The 14,963-nt window shown below is 67.8% G+C and carries 12 protein-coding genes; 3 read left to right on the forward strand and 9 right to left on the reverse strand.

The features are described 5' to 3' along the window. Positions 1 to 290: 290 nt before the first annotated feature. Positions 291 to 1,013 carry an SDR family NAD(P)-dependent oxidoreductase gene (locus ACIBK2_RS41135; RefSeq protein ID WP_396975848.1) on the reverse strand — a complete coding sequence of 241 codons (723 nt, stop codon included), beginning with the start codon at positions 1,011 to 1,013 and terminating at the stop codon, positions 291 to 293. Between the two features lie 107 nt (positions 1,014 to 1,120). Here ACIBK2_RS41135 and ACIBK2_RS41140 point away from each other — a divergent pair, with 107 nt between their 5' ends. Further along, the gene (locus tag ACIBK2_RS41140; protein WP_396975850.1) at positions 1,121 to 1,768 is read left to right on the forward strand and encodes a TetR/AcrR family transcriptional regulator; all 648 of its coding nucleotides are present in this window, start codon (positions 1,121 to 1,123) and stop codon (positions 1,766 to 1,768) included. A 20-nt stretch (positions 1,769 to 1,788) separates the two neighbouring features. Here the strand turns inward: ACIBK2_RS41140 and ACIBK2_RS41145 are convergent, their stop codons facing one another. The 5 genes from ACIBK2_RS41145 to ACIBK2_RS41165 all read right to left on the reverse strand — a co-directional run bounded on the left by ACIBK2_RS41145 (position 1,789) and on the right by ACIBK2_RS41165 (position 6,400). Then, a complete protein-coding gene (locus ACIBK2_RS41145; protein WP_396975852.1) occupies positions 1,789 to 3,237 on the reverse strand; it encodes an amidase in 1,449 nt (482 codons plus the stop codon). 69 nt (positions 3,238 to 3,306) lie between these two features. Continuing rightward, entirely contained in the window at positions 3,307 to 3,795 is a 489-nt protein-coding gene (locus ACIBK2_RS41150) for a hypothetical protein (RefSeq protein WP_396975854.1), read from the reverse strand. Between the two features lie 159 nt (positions 3,796 to 3,954). Beyond that, positions 3,955 to 4,551, reverse strand: coding sequence for a hypothetical protein (locus ACIBK2_RS41155; protein WP_396975856.1), 597 nt, complete (start codon positions 4,549 to 4,551; stop codon positions 3,955 to 3,957). 73 nt (positions 4,552 to 4,624) lie between these two features. After that, positions 4,625 to 5,401 carry a MerR family transcriptional regulator gene (locus ACIBK2_RS41160; RefSeq protein WP_396975858.1) on the reverse strand — a complete coding sequence of 259 codons (777 nt, stop codon included), beginning with the start codon at positions 5,399 to 5,401 and terminating at the stop codon, positions 4,625 to 4,627. Between the two features lie 63 nt (positions 5,402 to 5,464). After that, positions 5,465 to 6,400, reverse strand: coding sequence for an EamA family transporter (locus ACIBK2_RS41165; protein ID WP_396975860.1), 936 nt, complete (start codon positions 6,398 to 6,400; stop codon positions 5,465 to 5,467). A gap of 107 nt (positions 6,401 to 6,507) precedes the next feature. Between ACIBK2_RS41165 and ACIBK2_RS41170 the strand changes: the two genes are divergently transcribed. Beyond that, complete coding sequence (locus tag ACIBK2_RS41170; RefSeq protein ID WP_396975862.1) at positions 6,508 to 7,008, forward strand: MarR family winged helix-turn-helix transcriptional regulator; 501 nt, start codon at positions 6,508 to 6,510, stop codon at positions 7,006 to 7,008. 107 nt (positions 7,009 to 7,115) lie between these two features. Here ACIBK2_RS41170 and ACIBK2_RS41175 read toward each other — a convergent pair whose 3' ends face one another. Continuing rightward, entirely contained in the window at positions 7,116 to 8,939 is a 1,824-nt protein-coding gene (locus ACIBK2_RS41175) for a SpoIID/LytB domain-containing protein (RefSeq protein ID WP_396975864.1), read from the reverse strand. Between the two features lie 337 nt (positions 8,940 to 9,276). Between ACIBK2_RS41175 and ACIBK2_RS41180 the strand changes: the two genes are divergently transcribed. Next, complete coding sequence (locus tag ACIBK2_RS41180; RefSeq protein ID WP_396975866.1) at positions 9,277 to 11,943, forward strand: N-acetylmuramoyl-L-alanine amidase; 2,667 nt, start codon at positions 9,277 to 9,279, stop codon at positions 11,941 to 11,943. 722 nt (positions 11,944 to 12,665) lie between these two features. Here ACIBK2_RS41180 and ACIBK2_RS41185 read toward each other — a convergent pair. Together ACIBK2_RS41185 and ACIBK2_RS41190 are read right to left on the reverse strand one after the other, a co-directional pair. Further along, a complete protein-coding gene (locus tag ACIBK2_RS41185; RefSeq protein ID WP_396975868.1) occupies positions 12,666 to 13,505 on the reverse strand; it encodes an HAD family hydrolase in 840 nt (279 codons plus the stop codon). Positions 13,506 to 13,746: 241 nt separating this feature from the next. Then, positions 13,747 to 14,907 carry a hypothetical protein gene (locus ACIBK2_RS41190; RefSeq protein WP_396975870.1) on the reverse strand — a complete coding sequence of 387 codons (1,161 nt, stop codon included), beginning with the start codon at positions 14,905 to 14,907 and terminating at the stop codon, positions 13,747 to 13,749. Positions 14,908 to 14,963: the final 56 nt, after the last annotated feature.

Raw genomic sequence — 14,963 nt, forward strand, 5'->3', positions numbered from 1 at the left:
CGCCGCGCTTGTTTTCGCGCGCCGCGGACGAATTAGCCAGCATTTTTATGCGCAGCGGGCGAATGCATGCGCGGCAGTGCCTAGCGGGGGGTGCCGGTTGCGGGCGGCCATGGACGCGACGAGGTCGAGCATGTCGACGTGGAACAGCGCGGCAGGGTCTGCGTACACGGGTCGCAGGTGGCCGTGGACCTCGAGGGAGACCTGGCCGTGCACTCGGCCCCACACGCGCAGGGGCTGCCGGGTAGCCGGTTTCCCGCACGTCGGGGTTCGGCGTGCGGGAGTCCTACCCGTCAGGCCGGAAAACCCACCTCGACCTCGACCTGGTCGCGGTCGGTGTACATCCGCCAATAGTGTCCGCCCAGTTCGTCGTTGGTCATGCGGGTGATTTCGAGGTCGGCCGGGAACAGCTCCGGGTGTTCGTCTACGAGCTGTTCGGCCTTGCTGCCGCCGATGAGTGCGCCGATGTCGAGCAGGCCCGCGTAGACGCCGGTGCCGTGCAGTTCGACGGCGAGCTGGCGGAGGTAGCCGCGCTGGGCGGCGAGGGCGACGCCGAAGTTGGACAGGAAGGGCATCGGGCGACTGTCGGACGAGCCCGAGGAGTACAGCAGGGTGCCCTCGCCGCGTTCGATCATCGCGGGGGCCAGCGCGCGGGTCATCAGGATCGGCGAATAGAGCTTCAGGGCGAGCGGGGTGTGCAGGGCGGGCACGTCCACCGCGAGCGTGGATGGGATGCGGTCGACGGGATCCCCCGCGGCACCGTGCATCGCGACGTCGATCTGACCGAAGGTCGCACCGATCTTCTCGATCGCAGCATGGACCTGCGCCGCATCGGTGACGTCGGCGGGAAAAGCCGCGGCCTCGATGCCCTCGGCGACGAGTTCGTCCACGTGCCGCTGCGCCTTGTCCGGCTTCCGCGCGATCACCGCCACCCGGAACCCCTCGCGCCCGAAGCGCCGCGCGGTCCCCACACCGAGACCGGGTCCGAACCCGAATATCGCGATGGTCTTCGACATGCCTACCTCACTAAGTTGAGCAGTGGTTCAAGTTAGATTTCCGACGGTAGCACTAACTTGAACCCATGCTCAACATAATTCGAGGCCCTGATTTGTAGGATCGGCGAATGCCCGTGGACAAGCCGTTACGCAGCGATGCCCGCCGCAACCGCGACGCGCTGGTGACCGCCGCCCGCGAACTCTTCGAGGAGCGCGGCCTCGACGCCCCGCTCAAGGAGGTCGCCGCCCGCGCGGGCGTAGCGATCGGCACCCTCTACAACCGCTTCCCCACCCGCGACGACCTCATCGCCGCCGCCGTCGAGGACCGCATCGAAGCGGGCGGCCGCATCGCCGAAGAAGCACTCGCCATCGACGATCCCTGGGACTCGTTCGTCTACCTAGTCGAAAAGGTCTGCGAACTCCAAGCTGCCGACCGCCTGCTGAGCGAACTCGCCGTCCGCGCCGCCCCCAGCCGCGCCATCGCCAACGCGCAGGAACACGGCCACGGCATCATGCGCCGAATCATCACCCGCGCCCAGCAATCCGGCGCCCTCCGCCCCGACTGGGTCCTCGAGGACATCGCCTTCATCACCTGGTCCCACACCAGAATCCTCGAGGCCACCGCCACCATCGCCCCCGAAGCCTGGCGCCGCCACCTAGCCCTCACCCTGGACGGCCTCCGCGCCTCCGCAGCCCACCCACTACCGATCCCCCCGATCACGGAAAACCAACTGATGCAATCACTTCGAGGTCACCCCGAAGACAGCCGGTCATAACTGAACCGAATCGATCGGACTCACCGCGCGACCGGCGGTTTCCAGCCGCCGAAGGCACGCTCGAGTGCCAGCGCCACGGCAATGGCGACATGGTCACGATCCCGGCCTGCCGCGACCTGGACACCGAGTGGAAGGCAGGTGCCGCTCAGCCCGAGCGGCACCTGGGTGACAGGCAAGCCGAGCACGTTGAAGACCGAACAGGGTGTCTGCAGCCAAGGTTGGGCGAACGTCGCGCGATGTCGCGGGGCGGTCGATCGGAACGGAACGTGCAGCATGACGCCTGATCCGATGATCGCGTCGACTTCCGCGCTCAGCGCACGAGCGGCGGCGAGTGAACGACGGACAGCGCGTTCGGGTCGGGGAATCCGTTCACCGATCAGAGACAACATCGTCATTCCATTGTGGCTAATCGTATGCCGCGCAAAAGTTTTCACCGACTCCGAACCGGTCTCGGCGGCAATGATGGCGCCCAGGCTGCCACCGAATTCCGCTGCGGCCGTGAGGAAGAATTCGGTCGCACGCCGCATCCCGCGCAGCGAGACCCGGCGAATATCAGCGCCATGTCGCGCTAGCTCCGCAGCCGCCCGCTCGCGGGCATCGCGAACTTCTCGCCGCGCCGGAATCAGGGTGGCGTGCTCGCTGATGATCACCGAGAGGCCCCGCAGATCAACCGTTTCCGGGTCGCCCAGAGTTACCGCGCGAGTGAACGGATCCATTCCGTCGGGGCCGGAAATGATCTCCAGTAGCGGCATCAGATCTGATGCAGACCGAGCCATTGGACCGATCGACAGCAACCGCCCGATCTCGCCGACCGTGTCCGGGAACATGCCGGTGTTGGGTACCAACCCGGCCGTCGGCTTATGTCCGAACACGCCGTTGAAATACGCCGGAATTCGGATCGAACCACCCATGTCCGAGCCGAGTCCGAACGAAGCACCACCGACCGCCACCGTCACCGCTTCACCGCCCGAGGAACCACCGGCTGTGCGTCGACGATCATGCGCATTGCTGGTCCGCCCGTATATCCGATTGACGCTCTCGATCCAGATACCGAGTTCGGAAACGTTCGTCTGCGCCAGCACAATCGCGCCCGCGTCTATGAGCCGCTGCGCGGCCGATGCCGTTCTCGCGGCCGTCTTTCCCCGACGTCCCACGAAACCGGCGGTATGCGGCATCCCCGCGATACCGATCATCTCCTTCACCGTGCACGGAACCCCGAGCAGAGCGGGAAGCACAGCTGATCCGGCGGCGACCAGCCTGTCGGCCGCGTCCGCCGCGGCCCTGGCCTGCTCGAATCGGTTCGCCGCCAACGCATTCGTTCGTGGCTGCGCTCGCTCGAGTACTTCGATGTGCGCCTCGACGACATCGTGCGCACTGAGCCGCCGTTCCCGAATCGCCTCCGCGAGTGCGAATGCCGACAGCGTCGTCGGCTCGCACGGATCCCCACCCGTCACGGTGCTGATTCTCACCGGTCATACACCTACCCGCAGCAGACTCCATGAACCCGCACAACCGCCCCGAAAACGGCTGGTCATAACTTAAGGGCGTGGAGTTTGGTAGAGCATTGCGGCGGGCGGGTATTGGAGGTATTGCGGCTGGGATTGCGGGGTAGCTGGACGGGTCACCGTGAGTACGAGTGAGATCAATCCCAGGGCTGCGCCGATGACGATCATGTAGCAATGGGCGAACGAATCGGCGGCTAGGCCGTGCTCGCCGCCGAAGGTCACGCTGAACAGGCCGCCGATGAAAATCCAAGCGCCGCCGATGATTTCCAATGGGCGACCGGCGGGCTTGCCGATCATGGACAGGAAGCTGCCGACGATGAGAACGAGGGCCATCAGGACCGAAACGATCAGCAGGGCTTCCAGCCCTTTGTGGAATTCTGAAGCGAGTTTCCAGGCGTCGTACTTGTCGTCCGTGCGGCTCGGCTTACGGATAGGGTCGACCGTTCGGAAAAACTCGAAGGCCGAGATCGAGCCGAAGCCGACGCCCGACGCACCCAGCCACGCCGTCACGATGGAGATCACCCCGGACAACCCACGTTGCGCGGGCGTCGGAACCGGATTGCCTGGTCCACCATATGGATTACTCATCGAACCCCCCTCTAGGTTTCGGGGCGAACCTTACCGCGCGATCCGCGGTCGATCGAGCCGATGAGAGGTGTTGTCGGCAGCGTGGCAGGCCGGTTAGGCGTCGATAGATCCGAAAGTCGTTTGGCTGTCCGGAATTCCGGCACGGAAACGTGGCGGCGTGTATGCCACCCACCGGGCGGTGTAGCGCGAGGACGCCAGGAGGAAGATGGCGAGCGGCAGGACCGCGGCGGTCAATGAGGCGATCCACTCGCGATGGAGCAGGGCGGTCAAGGTGCCGATCAGGCCGTCGACAGTGCCGTTGCGGATTTCGAGCGATTGCCCCTTCTTCGGCAGCCAATCGATGCCGTAGTCGGGCTGGTAGCCGGTGAGCGAGCAGACCAGGGCGATGAGGGCGAAGACGGTCAGCAGGCCCGAGGTGAGGATGAGGACGTAGCGGGCGGTTTCGTCGCGGCGCAGCAGTTGGATGGCGCCGTAGATGAGGGCGATCGCGGCGAGCAAGGCGCCGAGGATCGACAAGGCGGCGAAGGATTTGTCGAGGTGCGGGCGCGCGCCGAGGGCGTTGAGCACGGTTCGCTCGCCCCACAGGTTGCACAGCCCGGCGAGCAGGGCCAGCACTGCCGCGCTGGTCGCGATCACTCCGCTCGGCTCCGCGGGCGGGGTCGCTCGCGGACTCTCACTGGCGTATGTCATTGCTCGGATGCCCTCTCTCCGCCGACGGCCGGCACGCATTCAGTATGCGTACCGGCCGTGGGTTGGGCGCGATCTAGAGCTGTGTCTCGGCGTAGACCTTCATGGCGTCCCGGACGAACGCCGCGGTCCCCGCGCCGTGCACGTCGTAGTTGGCCGCGAAACGCGGGTCCGCGACGTACATCTCGCCGAGGCCGATGAAGGCCTCCTCGAGCACGGCCTTGCCCTGCCAGCCGTCGCCGATCCAGGCGCGGTGCCTGGCGACGATGGCCTGCACCTCGTCGTTATCGGGCGCCAGCCCGGCGGCATGCGCCCGGCCGTAATCGGCGGCGATGTCCAGATGAGTCTGGAAGTGCGCCTTCTGCTGCGCTTCGCTCATCGAGCGCCACCACTTGTCGCCGCTTTCGTAGGCGTCCTTGCCCCAGCGTTCGATCACCTCATCCTTGTATTGAGTGTGATCGAAGCCGTCGAAAACTTCTGCGGCCATGAGTTGTTCACCTCTTTCCGTCTTCTGCAGCGTGGTTTGCACCGACTCGATCTGGCGCCGGATCCGATCCTGTTCCTGCCGAAGCAGTTCCAGGTGCGTGCGCAGTGCGGCACCGGAGTCCTGTGCACCGGCAAGCACTTCGGCGATGACCGGGAGGCCGAGGCCGAGTTCTCGCAGCAGCAGGATGCGTTGCAACCGCACCAGGGAGTCCTGGTCGTAGTAGCGATAACCGTTGGTGCCGATCCGGCTCGGCGGCAGCAGCCCGAGCTGGCCGTAGTGGCGCAGCGTGCGGCTGGTGGTACCGGCCGCCTTGGCCAGATCCTGGATGGACCATTCGGTGCGCACGACCTTGTTCTCCCTTCTCATCTCGTCGGTGTAATCAGCATGCAAGTTGACGCTACGTCAAGGTCAACCCTGTTTATCCGCGGTTCAGCGCGCGGCCGCCGGGACCGGCACCGCCGGTTCCGCAACCTCGGCCGCCTTCGGCTTACCCGCCAGCTGGCCGAACACCGTGCCGGCCAGCGCGATGACCAGGCCGATCATCTGCAGCGGGCTCAGCGCCTGACCGAGTGCGATCCAGCCGATCACGGCCGCGGACACCGGGCTAAGCAGACCGAGGAAGGCGACCGAGGTGGCGGGCACCTTGGAGATCCCGCGGAACCAGAGCCAGTAGGCCGCCGCGGTGCCGATGACGCCGAGGTACAGGTAGCCGCCGATCGCGTCGCCGTCCAGCGCGGGCGGCGCGCCCTCGATGAGCAGGGCGAGCGGCAGGATGAACAGACCGCCGGCGGTGAGCTGCCAACCGGTCAGCGCGAGCGGGCCGACCCCTTCCGGCCGTCCCCACCGCTGGGTGAGCACGGTGCCCGCCGCCATGGACGCGGCACCGGCGAGTCCGGCGATGACGCCGACGGTATCGAGTTGCGCATTGCCCCGCAGCACCACGAGCGCGACGCCGAAGACGCCGATCAGACCGGCAATCACCTTGCGCCCGTTGGGCTTCTCGGCGAGGACGACGGTGGCCAGGCCGAGCGCGAACATCGGCGCGACCGCGCCGAGCACGCCTGCGACACCGCCGGGCAGCCGGTACGCGGCGAGGAACAGCAGTGGGAAGAAGGCGCCGATATTCAGCAGGCCGAGGGCGGCGGCGCGGCCGATCCAGATGCCGCGCGGCAGCACCCTGGTGATGGCGAGCAGCGCGAGACCGGCGGGCAGTGCGCGCATGAGCGCGGTGAACAGCGGGCGGTCCGGCGGCAGGAACTCGGTGGTGACGGCGTAGGTGGAGCCCCAGACGATGGGGGTGAGGGCGGTGAGCGCCAGGGTGCCCGCGTACGAGTTTCCGGTGCGCGGGGTGGTGCTTGTGGTCATGTCGTTCGCTCCTCATTGATAATCTCAACGTTGAAATATCTACTCGCTCGAGTGCCTCAACGTCAAGTAGATCAATGTTAAGATTCTTAGAGTAGAGAGGAGCGGCCATGGCAGACGCGGTGGACCTGTTCACCCAGCACTGGAATCGGGAACGCCCGGAGGTCGACGTCTCGCCGATGGCGGTGATCGGCCGCATCCAACGGTTGTCGCGCCTGTTCGAGCACGAGCTCAAGCAGTTCTTCAACGAGTACGGGATCGAGTTCTGGGAGTTCGACGTGCTCGCCACGCTGCGCCGCTCCGGCGGCGACGAGGGACTCACCGCGGGCGCGCTGATCAAGGTGGCCATGGTGACCTCGGGCGCGATCACCAACCGGATCGACCGGCTGGTGGCCAAGGACCTGGTCGAACGCATGCCGTGCCCGTCGGACCGCCGGGTGATCCGGGTCCGGCTCACCGCGGCGGGGCGCCAGATGATCGACGACGTGCTGCCGAAGCATATGGCGAACGAGCAGCGCATACTCGCGGCGTTGGACCTGGAATCGCGCGAGCAGCTCGCGGGACTGTTGCGGACGCTGGCGGAGTCGCTCGGGGACGGTGTGCCGGACTGACCTCCGTATACCGAAAGCCCGTCCTGGCTGGACACTTTCGGTGACCGGAAGGCTTCAATCGTTGCGGCGCAACGAAAGATGTCCGCCTAGACCGCCTCAGCCATCCATCATCGCCGCGCCGCAGGTCCCGAAGATCCCGGTGACAGCGGACTACTGGTCGCACCAGCCGAAGGGATCGGAATCCCCGGCGTCGGCCGCGGTGTCGGAGTAGCCGCCGTCGTCGGTGCGACCGTGCTACCGGGTGTCGCCGAATTCGCGGGCGGCACGAAACCGACCGGAGGTGCCGACTCGAACACGGGCGGCACCCGCACACCGGATGGAACCGCCTCGGGCACCGGCACTGTGCTGACACCGGACGGCACGGACTCCGGCACCGACGCAACGCCGGCACTCGGCGGCTCAGACTCGAAACCCGAAGGCCCATCCGCATCGGAGGGAACCGGCTCCGCGGTCGCACCAGTCGGAACCCGCGCGGAGACAGGCGCTCTGCCGGCATCGGACGGCATGGGCGCCACGTCGGCAGGCGGCGCGGGCACCTGAGGCGTGTCCGCGGCTGGCGGCGCGGGCTCCGCCATTGCGTTGACACCAGATGGCGTTGATTCAGGGACCGGTGCAGCGTTCGCACCCGACGGGACTGATTCGGGCACCGGCGGTGTGGTGGCACCGGATGGCGCGGGCACCGGCGGAACGCTTCCGGCTGGCGGAACCTGTTCGGGCACAACAGCACCCGACGAAGCGGACGGCACGCTCGCCTTCGACGGGCCGCCCTTCGGTGCCTGCGGATCGGGCACCAATTGCAGCAGCGTGGTGAAGTCGACGACCTGTGCGCCGAGGGTGGCCGTCGAGATGATGACGCCGTTGGTGAACATGCGATACGTTCCGGCGTGTTCCGGTAGTGCCATCTCCGGGCCGAGCGGCTGACCGACTTTGCTTGCCGCGCCACCGATTCGGCGGTATTCGACATCGATCGGCGATTCGCCGACAGCGACCTTCGTACGCGGATCCACCGGAGCTGTCGGCGCATTGGGCGCGAGATCGGTCAGCGCGGGTCCGACCTCGAAGGTGTAGATGTCGGCGGGTTCGCCACCGCCGGGCGCGGAGGAGTACTCCGAGCGCAGGATTCGCCCGTCGCGCAGCAGCACGGTCCCCGCGGTGCCGACGACGGCGGCAGCCGAGCGCGGATCTTCCTTCGCGGTGCCGGGATACGCCTGGCAGTCGGTGGTGTCGCAGCTCTGCGCGTACGAATAACGGTGCTCGGCAAGGACATACGAGCGCGCGGCGATCGCCTGGGCCTTCAGTGCCTCGGCCCCGCCCTTGTCCGCCCAGTTGGCCTGCACCTCGGCCGGGATCACGCCGAGCAGGTAGTCCTCCACGTCGACGCGGTTGACGGTGCGTGCCGCGCCGTTTTCCGTCGCCACCCCGAGCGCGCCGCGATACGCCGATCCACCGCAGAGGGTCAGGTGTTCCGCGGCGGGCCGGTTCGGTCCGGGGTCGATTGGATAGACCCACGGATCGTCGGTCGCCGCTTGCCACAGCACGTCGCCGTCGCAGCCGACCGTCACCACCACGTTCGCGCCGCCATTGGGCAGCGGGGTGAGATGCGCGGCCTGCCCGGCCTCGACCAGCTGACCGGCGACGCGCAGACCGGCGCCCGCGAAGGTGTCGAGGGTGGAGTCGTCCTGCGCGGTCAGCCGGATCCCGACGGTGTTTGCCGGAACTGTGCCGAGCGTGGCACCGGGGTAGTAATGCGCCAGGATGTTTTCCGCGGTCTGCCCCTCCTGGGCGCTCGCGAACGCGCCGAGCTGGCTCATCCCACGCCCGTGGCCCGGCCCCGCCACCGTCCGGTACGGCGTTTCCCCCGGCCACACCCACAGCACCAGCACGGCACCGGCGGTCAGCGTCGCACCGCCCGTGACCAGCACCGAACGCACGGATAGCGCAGGTTGTCCCGGCCCGCGCCGCCGCTGCCCCCGGCGAGCCGCTCGTTTCGCTCTGCGCGCAGATTTCACCCGCATTTGTGCTCCCCCCGTGCTCTTTCGTTCCGGTGCTATGTGGCGTCGCATCCGTTCACTCCCACGGTATTCCGGGGCCGGGCGGATTGGATACCTGTCGGCATGTCGTTCCATCCGGCCGCATTCCGAGAGCTACATTCGAGCAATCACATAATCCTCAACCAGAGGTTTAGATATGTGACAGTTGTGACTATTGTGATCGTTGATACATCAGGAAGCAACCCTGGTTTTGCACACGATCACTGGTTCGACCTGAATGGAGACGCTCGTGCCCTACCGCAAACCGAAACGTTCCTACGTCCTCCCGGTTGTCACCACGCTTGCGGTAGCGGCCCCGCTCGCGGCGCTCACGATGAGCGACTCGCCCGACTACCGCACCACCACCGGCTCCGAGCTCGCCGCCGTACCGGCGCAGCTGGCCGAGGTGGTGCTGAACTCGGCGCCCGATATCGTGCTGCCGCTGCGCGAACTCACCGGATTGGATCTGCCGGATCTGCACCTGTCGGATCTGCGGATGCTGCCGCTACCGGCGTCAATTCCCATTCCCGATGGACTACCGCTGCCGCCGGGTGTGCAACTACCCAAAGAAATTCCGCTACCGAAGTTGAATGGTCCACATCCGGCCACTCCCGGCCAGCAGAGCGCGCCAGGTCAGCTCACCACGCCTGGATCGAACGCCACTCCCGGGCAAGGCCTCACACCAGGGCAGACACCATTCCCCGGGCAGGCAGGCGCACCGACGCAGAACACGATTCCCGGGCAGGCAGGCGCGCCGAATCAAAACAGCATTCCCGGCCAGGCCAGTGCGCCAAGCCAAAGCCGCATTCCGGGCCAGGCCAGCGCGCCGAACCAGAACAACATTCCGGGCCAGGCCAGCGCACCAAACCAGAACAACATTCCGGGCCAGGCCAGCGCACCAAACCAGAACAACATTCCCGGCCTCACCGCACCGGCCCAGAACGCCATTCCCGGCCAGGTCACCGCACCGAGCCAGAACACGATTCCGGGGCAGGTCCCCAATTCCGGGCAGACCGCACCGGCACCCGCCCAATCTGTTCCGGGCGGCACGCGTTTCGTCGCCGATCCCAGCCGACTCGAACCGGGCACCACACCCGACACACCCGCGCTGACCCCGGGCGCGGTCCCGCCCGAGCTGGCGGACCAGGTCGGCGCACAGGTCAAAGAACTGTCCCGCGAAACGCCCTTCAGCGTCGTCGCCCTCACCGCCGCCGATCTGACGAACACCAAGGCGATGCTGCGCGCCCGCCAACCCGACGGCAGCTGGGGCCCGTGGTTCAACACCGAACCGGTGGACACTCGCCGCACCGATCGCACTGCGGCAGGCGGCAAGACCGGCACCGAGCCGCTCTACGTCGGCACCACCAAGGCCGTGCAGATGCTGGTGACCCGCAAGAACGCCGCGGCGACGGCACCGGACCCGGCGGCCCAGCCCGCACCGCGCTCGGACGATCCCGCGCAAATGTCGGGCGTCGACCTGACCGCCGTCCTGATCGATCCGGGCCGCGGCGCCATCGACGGCGCGCTGCACAAGGTCGCCGCGCCCGCACCCGGCGGTGGACCCAAGGTGATCTCCCGCGAGGGCTGGGGCGCCGACGAGAGCATCCGCTGCGAAGAACCCACCTACGACGACGGCCCCGGCAAGGACGGCCTCGGCGGTATCACCGTGCACCACACGGCCGGACGCAACGACTACACCCCGGAAGAGTCCGCGGGCATCGTCCGCGCGATCTACACCTATCACGCACAAACGTTGGGCTGGTGCGACATCGGCTACAACGCACTGGTCGACAAGTACGGTCAGATCTTCGAGGGCCGCGCGGGCGGTCTCGACCGAGCGGTGCAGGGCGCGCACGCGGGCGGGTTCAACGAGAACACCGCGGGTGTCGCGCTGATGGGCAACTACTCCTCTGAACCGCCTACCGAAGAGTCGATCCAGGCGATCGGCGACTTCATCGGCTGGCGCGCCAAGATCGCGCATCTCAACCCGCAAGGGAAAACCATCATGTACTCGGAGGGCACGGAGTACACCTCCTATGCGATGGGCCAGGCGGTGAACCTGCCGATCGTGTTCGCCCACCGCGACGTCGGCAACACCGCATGTCCCGGCGATGCCGCCTATGCGGAAATGGATCGAATTCGCGAAATCGCCGCGAGTGTCGCGGGTGGTGCCGGCACCGCGAACAGCGGAAACAGCGACGGCACCGACAGCTACGCGAACAACGGGACCGGCACCGACGGCACCGCGAATAGCCCGGCCCCGCAGCCGGCGCCGCGCAACAAGCCCGATCTCAGCGCGCTCGCCGCACTCACCAAGAAGCTGCTCGGCATGGTGAACGAGAACCCCATCGCCAAGCACTGGTCCGACAAGGGCGGTCCCCGTGGCCCACTCGGCGCCGCGCAGACCGAGCCGCTGCCCGCCGCGCAGGGCCAGCAGTACGCCAAGTTCGCCAACGGCTACGTCTACACCGCACCCGACGGCAAGGTCATCGAGGTACTCGGCAAGATCCTCGACCGCTTCCTGCAACTCGGCGGCGACGCGGGCGTCCTCGGCCTCCCGACCAGCGACGCCTACAACGTGCCGAACGGCCAACGCTCGGACTTCCAATACGGCTCGCTGATCCTCAACCAGGCGACCGGCATCGTCACCACGGTGTGGAAGACCTACAACGACACCTACCAGCAGGACGCGGCCCGCCCCGCACCCGGCCAAGCACCCGCCCCGGCCCAATCCCCTGCTCCCGCTGAGGTTCCCGCACCCGCCGAGGCTCCCGCACCCGCCGAGGCTCCGGCCCCGGCACAGGCACCGGCCCCTGCCGATCTCCCCTCCCCAGCCCCCGACGCCCTCAAGTTCCCGACCCCCGAAGATTTCCTCCCGACCCCCGCCCCCGAACCAGCAGGCTGACCCAGACCCAGCCACCACTCGGAGCCCGCAGCCAACGGCCGCGGGCTCCGATTGCGTTCCCCCCGCCGCGCCCCTCCTCGCGCGCTGCGCTCAAATCAGCTGGCAAACCCCTGCGCAGCAAGCGAATTCGTGTGCGCGACGCCAGCCCTTTTGCGCGCGTCTGCGTTCGTGCTCACATCCACGCGGCGCGCACTTTCTAGCGCGCCGCGCGCAGAACAGCTGGCAAGTTCGTGCGCGGCAAGCAAATTCGCGCGCGCGAGGCCAGCCGGTGACGCTACGGCGCGACGGATTCGCGCAGAGCACGGCCGCTGAGGGGCGGTGACTGCATCCGTCACCACCAGCACGGCGCGCACGCTATGGCCCGCCGCGTACACAACAGCTGGCAAATTCGCACGCACCAAGCGAATTCGTGCGCGCAAGGCCAGCCCCCTGCCAGTTCGCCGCTACGGAGCGAGGGCGCCGAAACGCGAAGGGTGCTACGTGCTCACACCAGCACGGCGCGCTCTTTCTAGCGGGCCGCGCGCAAAACAGCTGGCAAACTCGTGCGCAGCAAGCGAATTCGCGCGCGCGAGGCCAACCCGCGCCGGTGCGGAGTCACGGTGAACGGTCTTGCCTCAGGTCGGCGGCAAGATCAGGGGGAACTGATGTAGTTCCTCGGGCTATGCCTGCACCAGTTTCCCCTGATCTTGTGGAACGGAACTGGGGCCGATGCGGCGGCTGGTTCAGAGCCACCAGCGTTCGAGGATGCGGGCTACGCCGTCGTCGGCGTTGGATTCGGCGACCTCGTCGGCGGCGGCGATGGCTTCGGGGTGGGCGTTGGCCATCGCGACGCCGTGGCCCGCCATGGTGAGCATGGGGACGTCGTTGGGCATGTCGCCGAACGCGACGATGTTGGCGGGCTCGACGCCGAGGCGTTGCGCGACGATCGACAGGCCGGAGGCCTTGGTGACGCCGGGGGCGGACAGTTCGATCAGTCCGTGCTCGGTGGAGTAGGTGATGTCGGCGCGCTCGCCGAGCAGTGGGGCGAGCACGGCGCGCATGTCGGAACTGCGCGCGCCAGGTAGTCGGATCAGCATCTTGATCGCCGGGGCGTCGATGACCTCGTGCCGGGCGACCGTGGTGTCGTCCGGATTGAGCCAGGCGTGCTCGTACAGCGGTGAGCTCACGAACTGCGGGGTGACCGCGTCGTGCGCGCTCTCGCCGACCCGCTCGGCCGCCAGCCCGCACCCGGGCAGTGCCGCCTCGGCCAGGTCCGCGATCCAGGACAGCGTCGCCACGTCCAACGTCATGCTGGCCAGCACCCGATCGGTGGCGCTGTCATAGATGACCGCCCCGTTGCCGCACACGCACAGCGGCGCGTAGCCGAGCCCGTCGACCACCGGATCGATCCAGCGCGGCGGTCGTCCGGTGGCGAGCACGAACGGCACACCGTCGCCGATCAGCGCGTCCACCGCGGCCTTGGTGCGCGCGGTGACCCGCTCGTCATGATCGATGAGGGTGCCGTCGACATCGGTCGCCACCATCTTCGGCTTGGGTAGGTGCAGGAGGGTCACCCATTCCATCCTGCCGGACGACCGACTCGCGGTGCCGGGGGTATCGCCAGGAAGGTGCGCATCGGCCGAGCTGAGGCATCGGACGGATCCGCGAAATCCGTCCCGTGCGAGCGCGCTGGCATGTCGACAGCCGCGACGTCGCGGCGACGGCTGCCCCGGCGACTCGGTATGGACACCGAGTGCTGACCGGTCCAGGCACAGGCTGCCGTGTGGCGGCCGGCACGCGACATTGTCGTCTGATGCCTCGCGACTAGGCAGGCGGCGGACGCCAAACGGTGTCATCCGCGGTCTGTGGCGGGACCACGGGATCAGACGGTGGGACTGCGGTTGGTGGCCGGAGCACCGTCTCGTCGTTGCGTCCGATAGCAGGCTGTGCAGGTACGCCCCAGGCCCCCTGCGGCGGCGGCCACGCGGCTTGGCCGTTCGGTGCAGCGGCGTCCGATTGGGCAGGCACACCCCAGGAGGGTTGCGGCTGATCCGGTGCCGAGGGAGCTGGCTGTGCGGGTACGCCCCAGGCGGATTGCGGTGCGGCCGATTGCTTGTCGGCCTCGTCGGTGGCCGGTTGCTGCCAGGCCTGAGCAGGCTGTGCGGACGCCCCCGGCACGGACGGTGGCTGCTGCCAGGCCTGACCAGCCGGGGCCGCGCCATTCGGTTGTCCCGGCTGTTGCCAGGCCTGAGCAGGCGGGCTTCCGGCGGCCGGCGGCACGGACGGCGCCTGCTGCCACGAGGCCTGACCAGCGGGCACCGAGCCGCTGACTTGTCCGGGCTGCCCCCAAGCGGCTTGCGGCTGCCCGTCGGCCTGACCGGCGGCACCTGGCTGCATCGACCAAGCTGTGCCGGGCTGCGGCTGGCCGGGATAGGGGTAGCCGTAGGGCGGCGGGGCGGCGGCGACCGGGGTGTGTGCCAGCCAGCGGCTGGTCATCGGGAGGAGGGCGAGTACTGCCGTGGCGACGGGGAAGATGAGACCGAGCAGGCCGCCGACTCCGCCGCTGAGGGAGCTCAGGCTGTCCGAGGTGGTGTCGGAGGAGTGGACCAGCACGGTCCCCGTGATACCGACGGCGATCGCCGCGACGCAGCCGACGACGATGAGCACCCGGCCGAACGATTTCCTGGTGAACATCGCGACGGCACCGACTCCGAGCAGGACCGCGGCAACCAGCCCGATCGCACCGGACACGATGGCCCAGGTCTGGAACCAACCTTCGGAGAACAGCCCGGTGGTGTCGTATTCACCGAGCTGCGCGCCGATGATCCCGAACACCAAACTGACTCCGCCGCCGAACAATTCGGCGACCGCACCGACACAGGCCAGCACTCCGGCGGTGATCGCGGTGGCCCCGCTCGGCGCCGACATTCCGGGTGAGTACGCCGGATACGGGTTGTACCCACCCGGATATTGCGGATAACTCATGTGTCCCCCTCGCCGACAGTCCGCTCGGCCGTTCGCAAAAGCGTACTGTGCCTTCG

It is taken from the genome of Nocardia sp. NPDC050175, assembly GCF_044459885.1.
Classification (GTDB): Bacteria; Actinomycetota; Actinomycetes; order Mycobacteriales; family Mycobacteriaceae; genus Nocardia.

Excerpts from the sequence above, each read along its gene's own strand:
- ACIBK2_RS41135 (WP_396975848.1), bottom strand. The coding sequence starts at position 1,013 with ATGTCGAAGACCATCGCGATATTCGGGTTCGGACCCGGTCTCGGTGTG.
- ACIBK2_RS41140 (WP_396975850.1), top strand. The coding sequence starts at position 1,121 with ATGCCCGTGGACAAGCCGTTACGCAGCGATGCCCGCCGCAACCGCGAC.
- ACIBK2_RS41155 (WP_396975856.1), bottom strand. The coding sequence starts at position 4,551 with ATGACATACGCCAGTGAGAGTCCGCGAGCGACCCCGCCCGCGGAGCCG.
- ACIBK2_RS41160 (WP_396975858.1), bottom strand. The coding sequence starts at position 5,401 with ATGAGAAGGGAGAACAAGGTCGTGCGCACCGAATGGTCCATCCAGGAT.
- ACIBK2_RS41165 (WP_396975860.1), bottom strand. The coding sequence starts at position 6,400 with ATGACCACAAGCACCACCCCGCGCACCGGAAACTCGTACGCGGGCACC.
- ACIBK2_RS41170 (WP_396975862.1), top strand. The coding sequence starts at position 6,508 with ATGGCAGACGCGGTGGACCTGTTCACCCAGCACTGGAATCGGGAACGC.
- ACIBK2_RS41180 (WP_396975866.1), top strand. The coding sequence starts at position 9,277 with ATGGAGACGCTCGTGCCCTACCGCAAACCGAAACGTTCCTACGTCCTC.
- ACIBK2_RS41185 (WP_396975868.1), bottom strand. The coding sequence starts at position 13,505 with ATGGAATGGGTGACCCTCCTGCACCTACCCAAGCCGAAGATGGTGGCG.
- ACIBK2_RS41190 (WP_396975870.1), bottom strand. The coding sequence starts at position 14,907 with ATGAGTTATCCGCAATATCCGGGTGGGTACAACCCGTATCCGGCGTAC.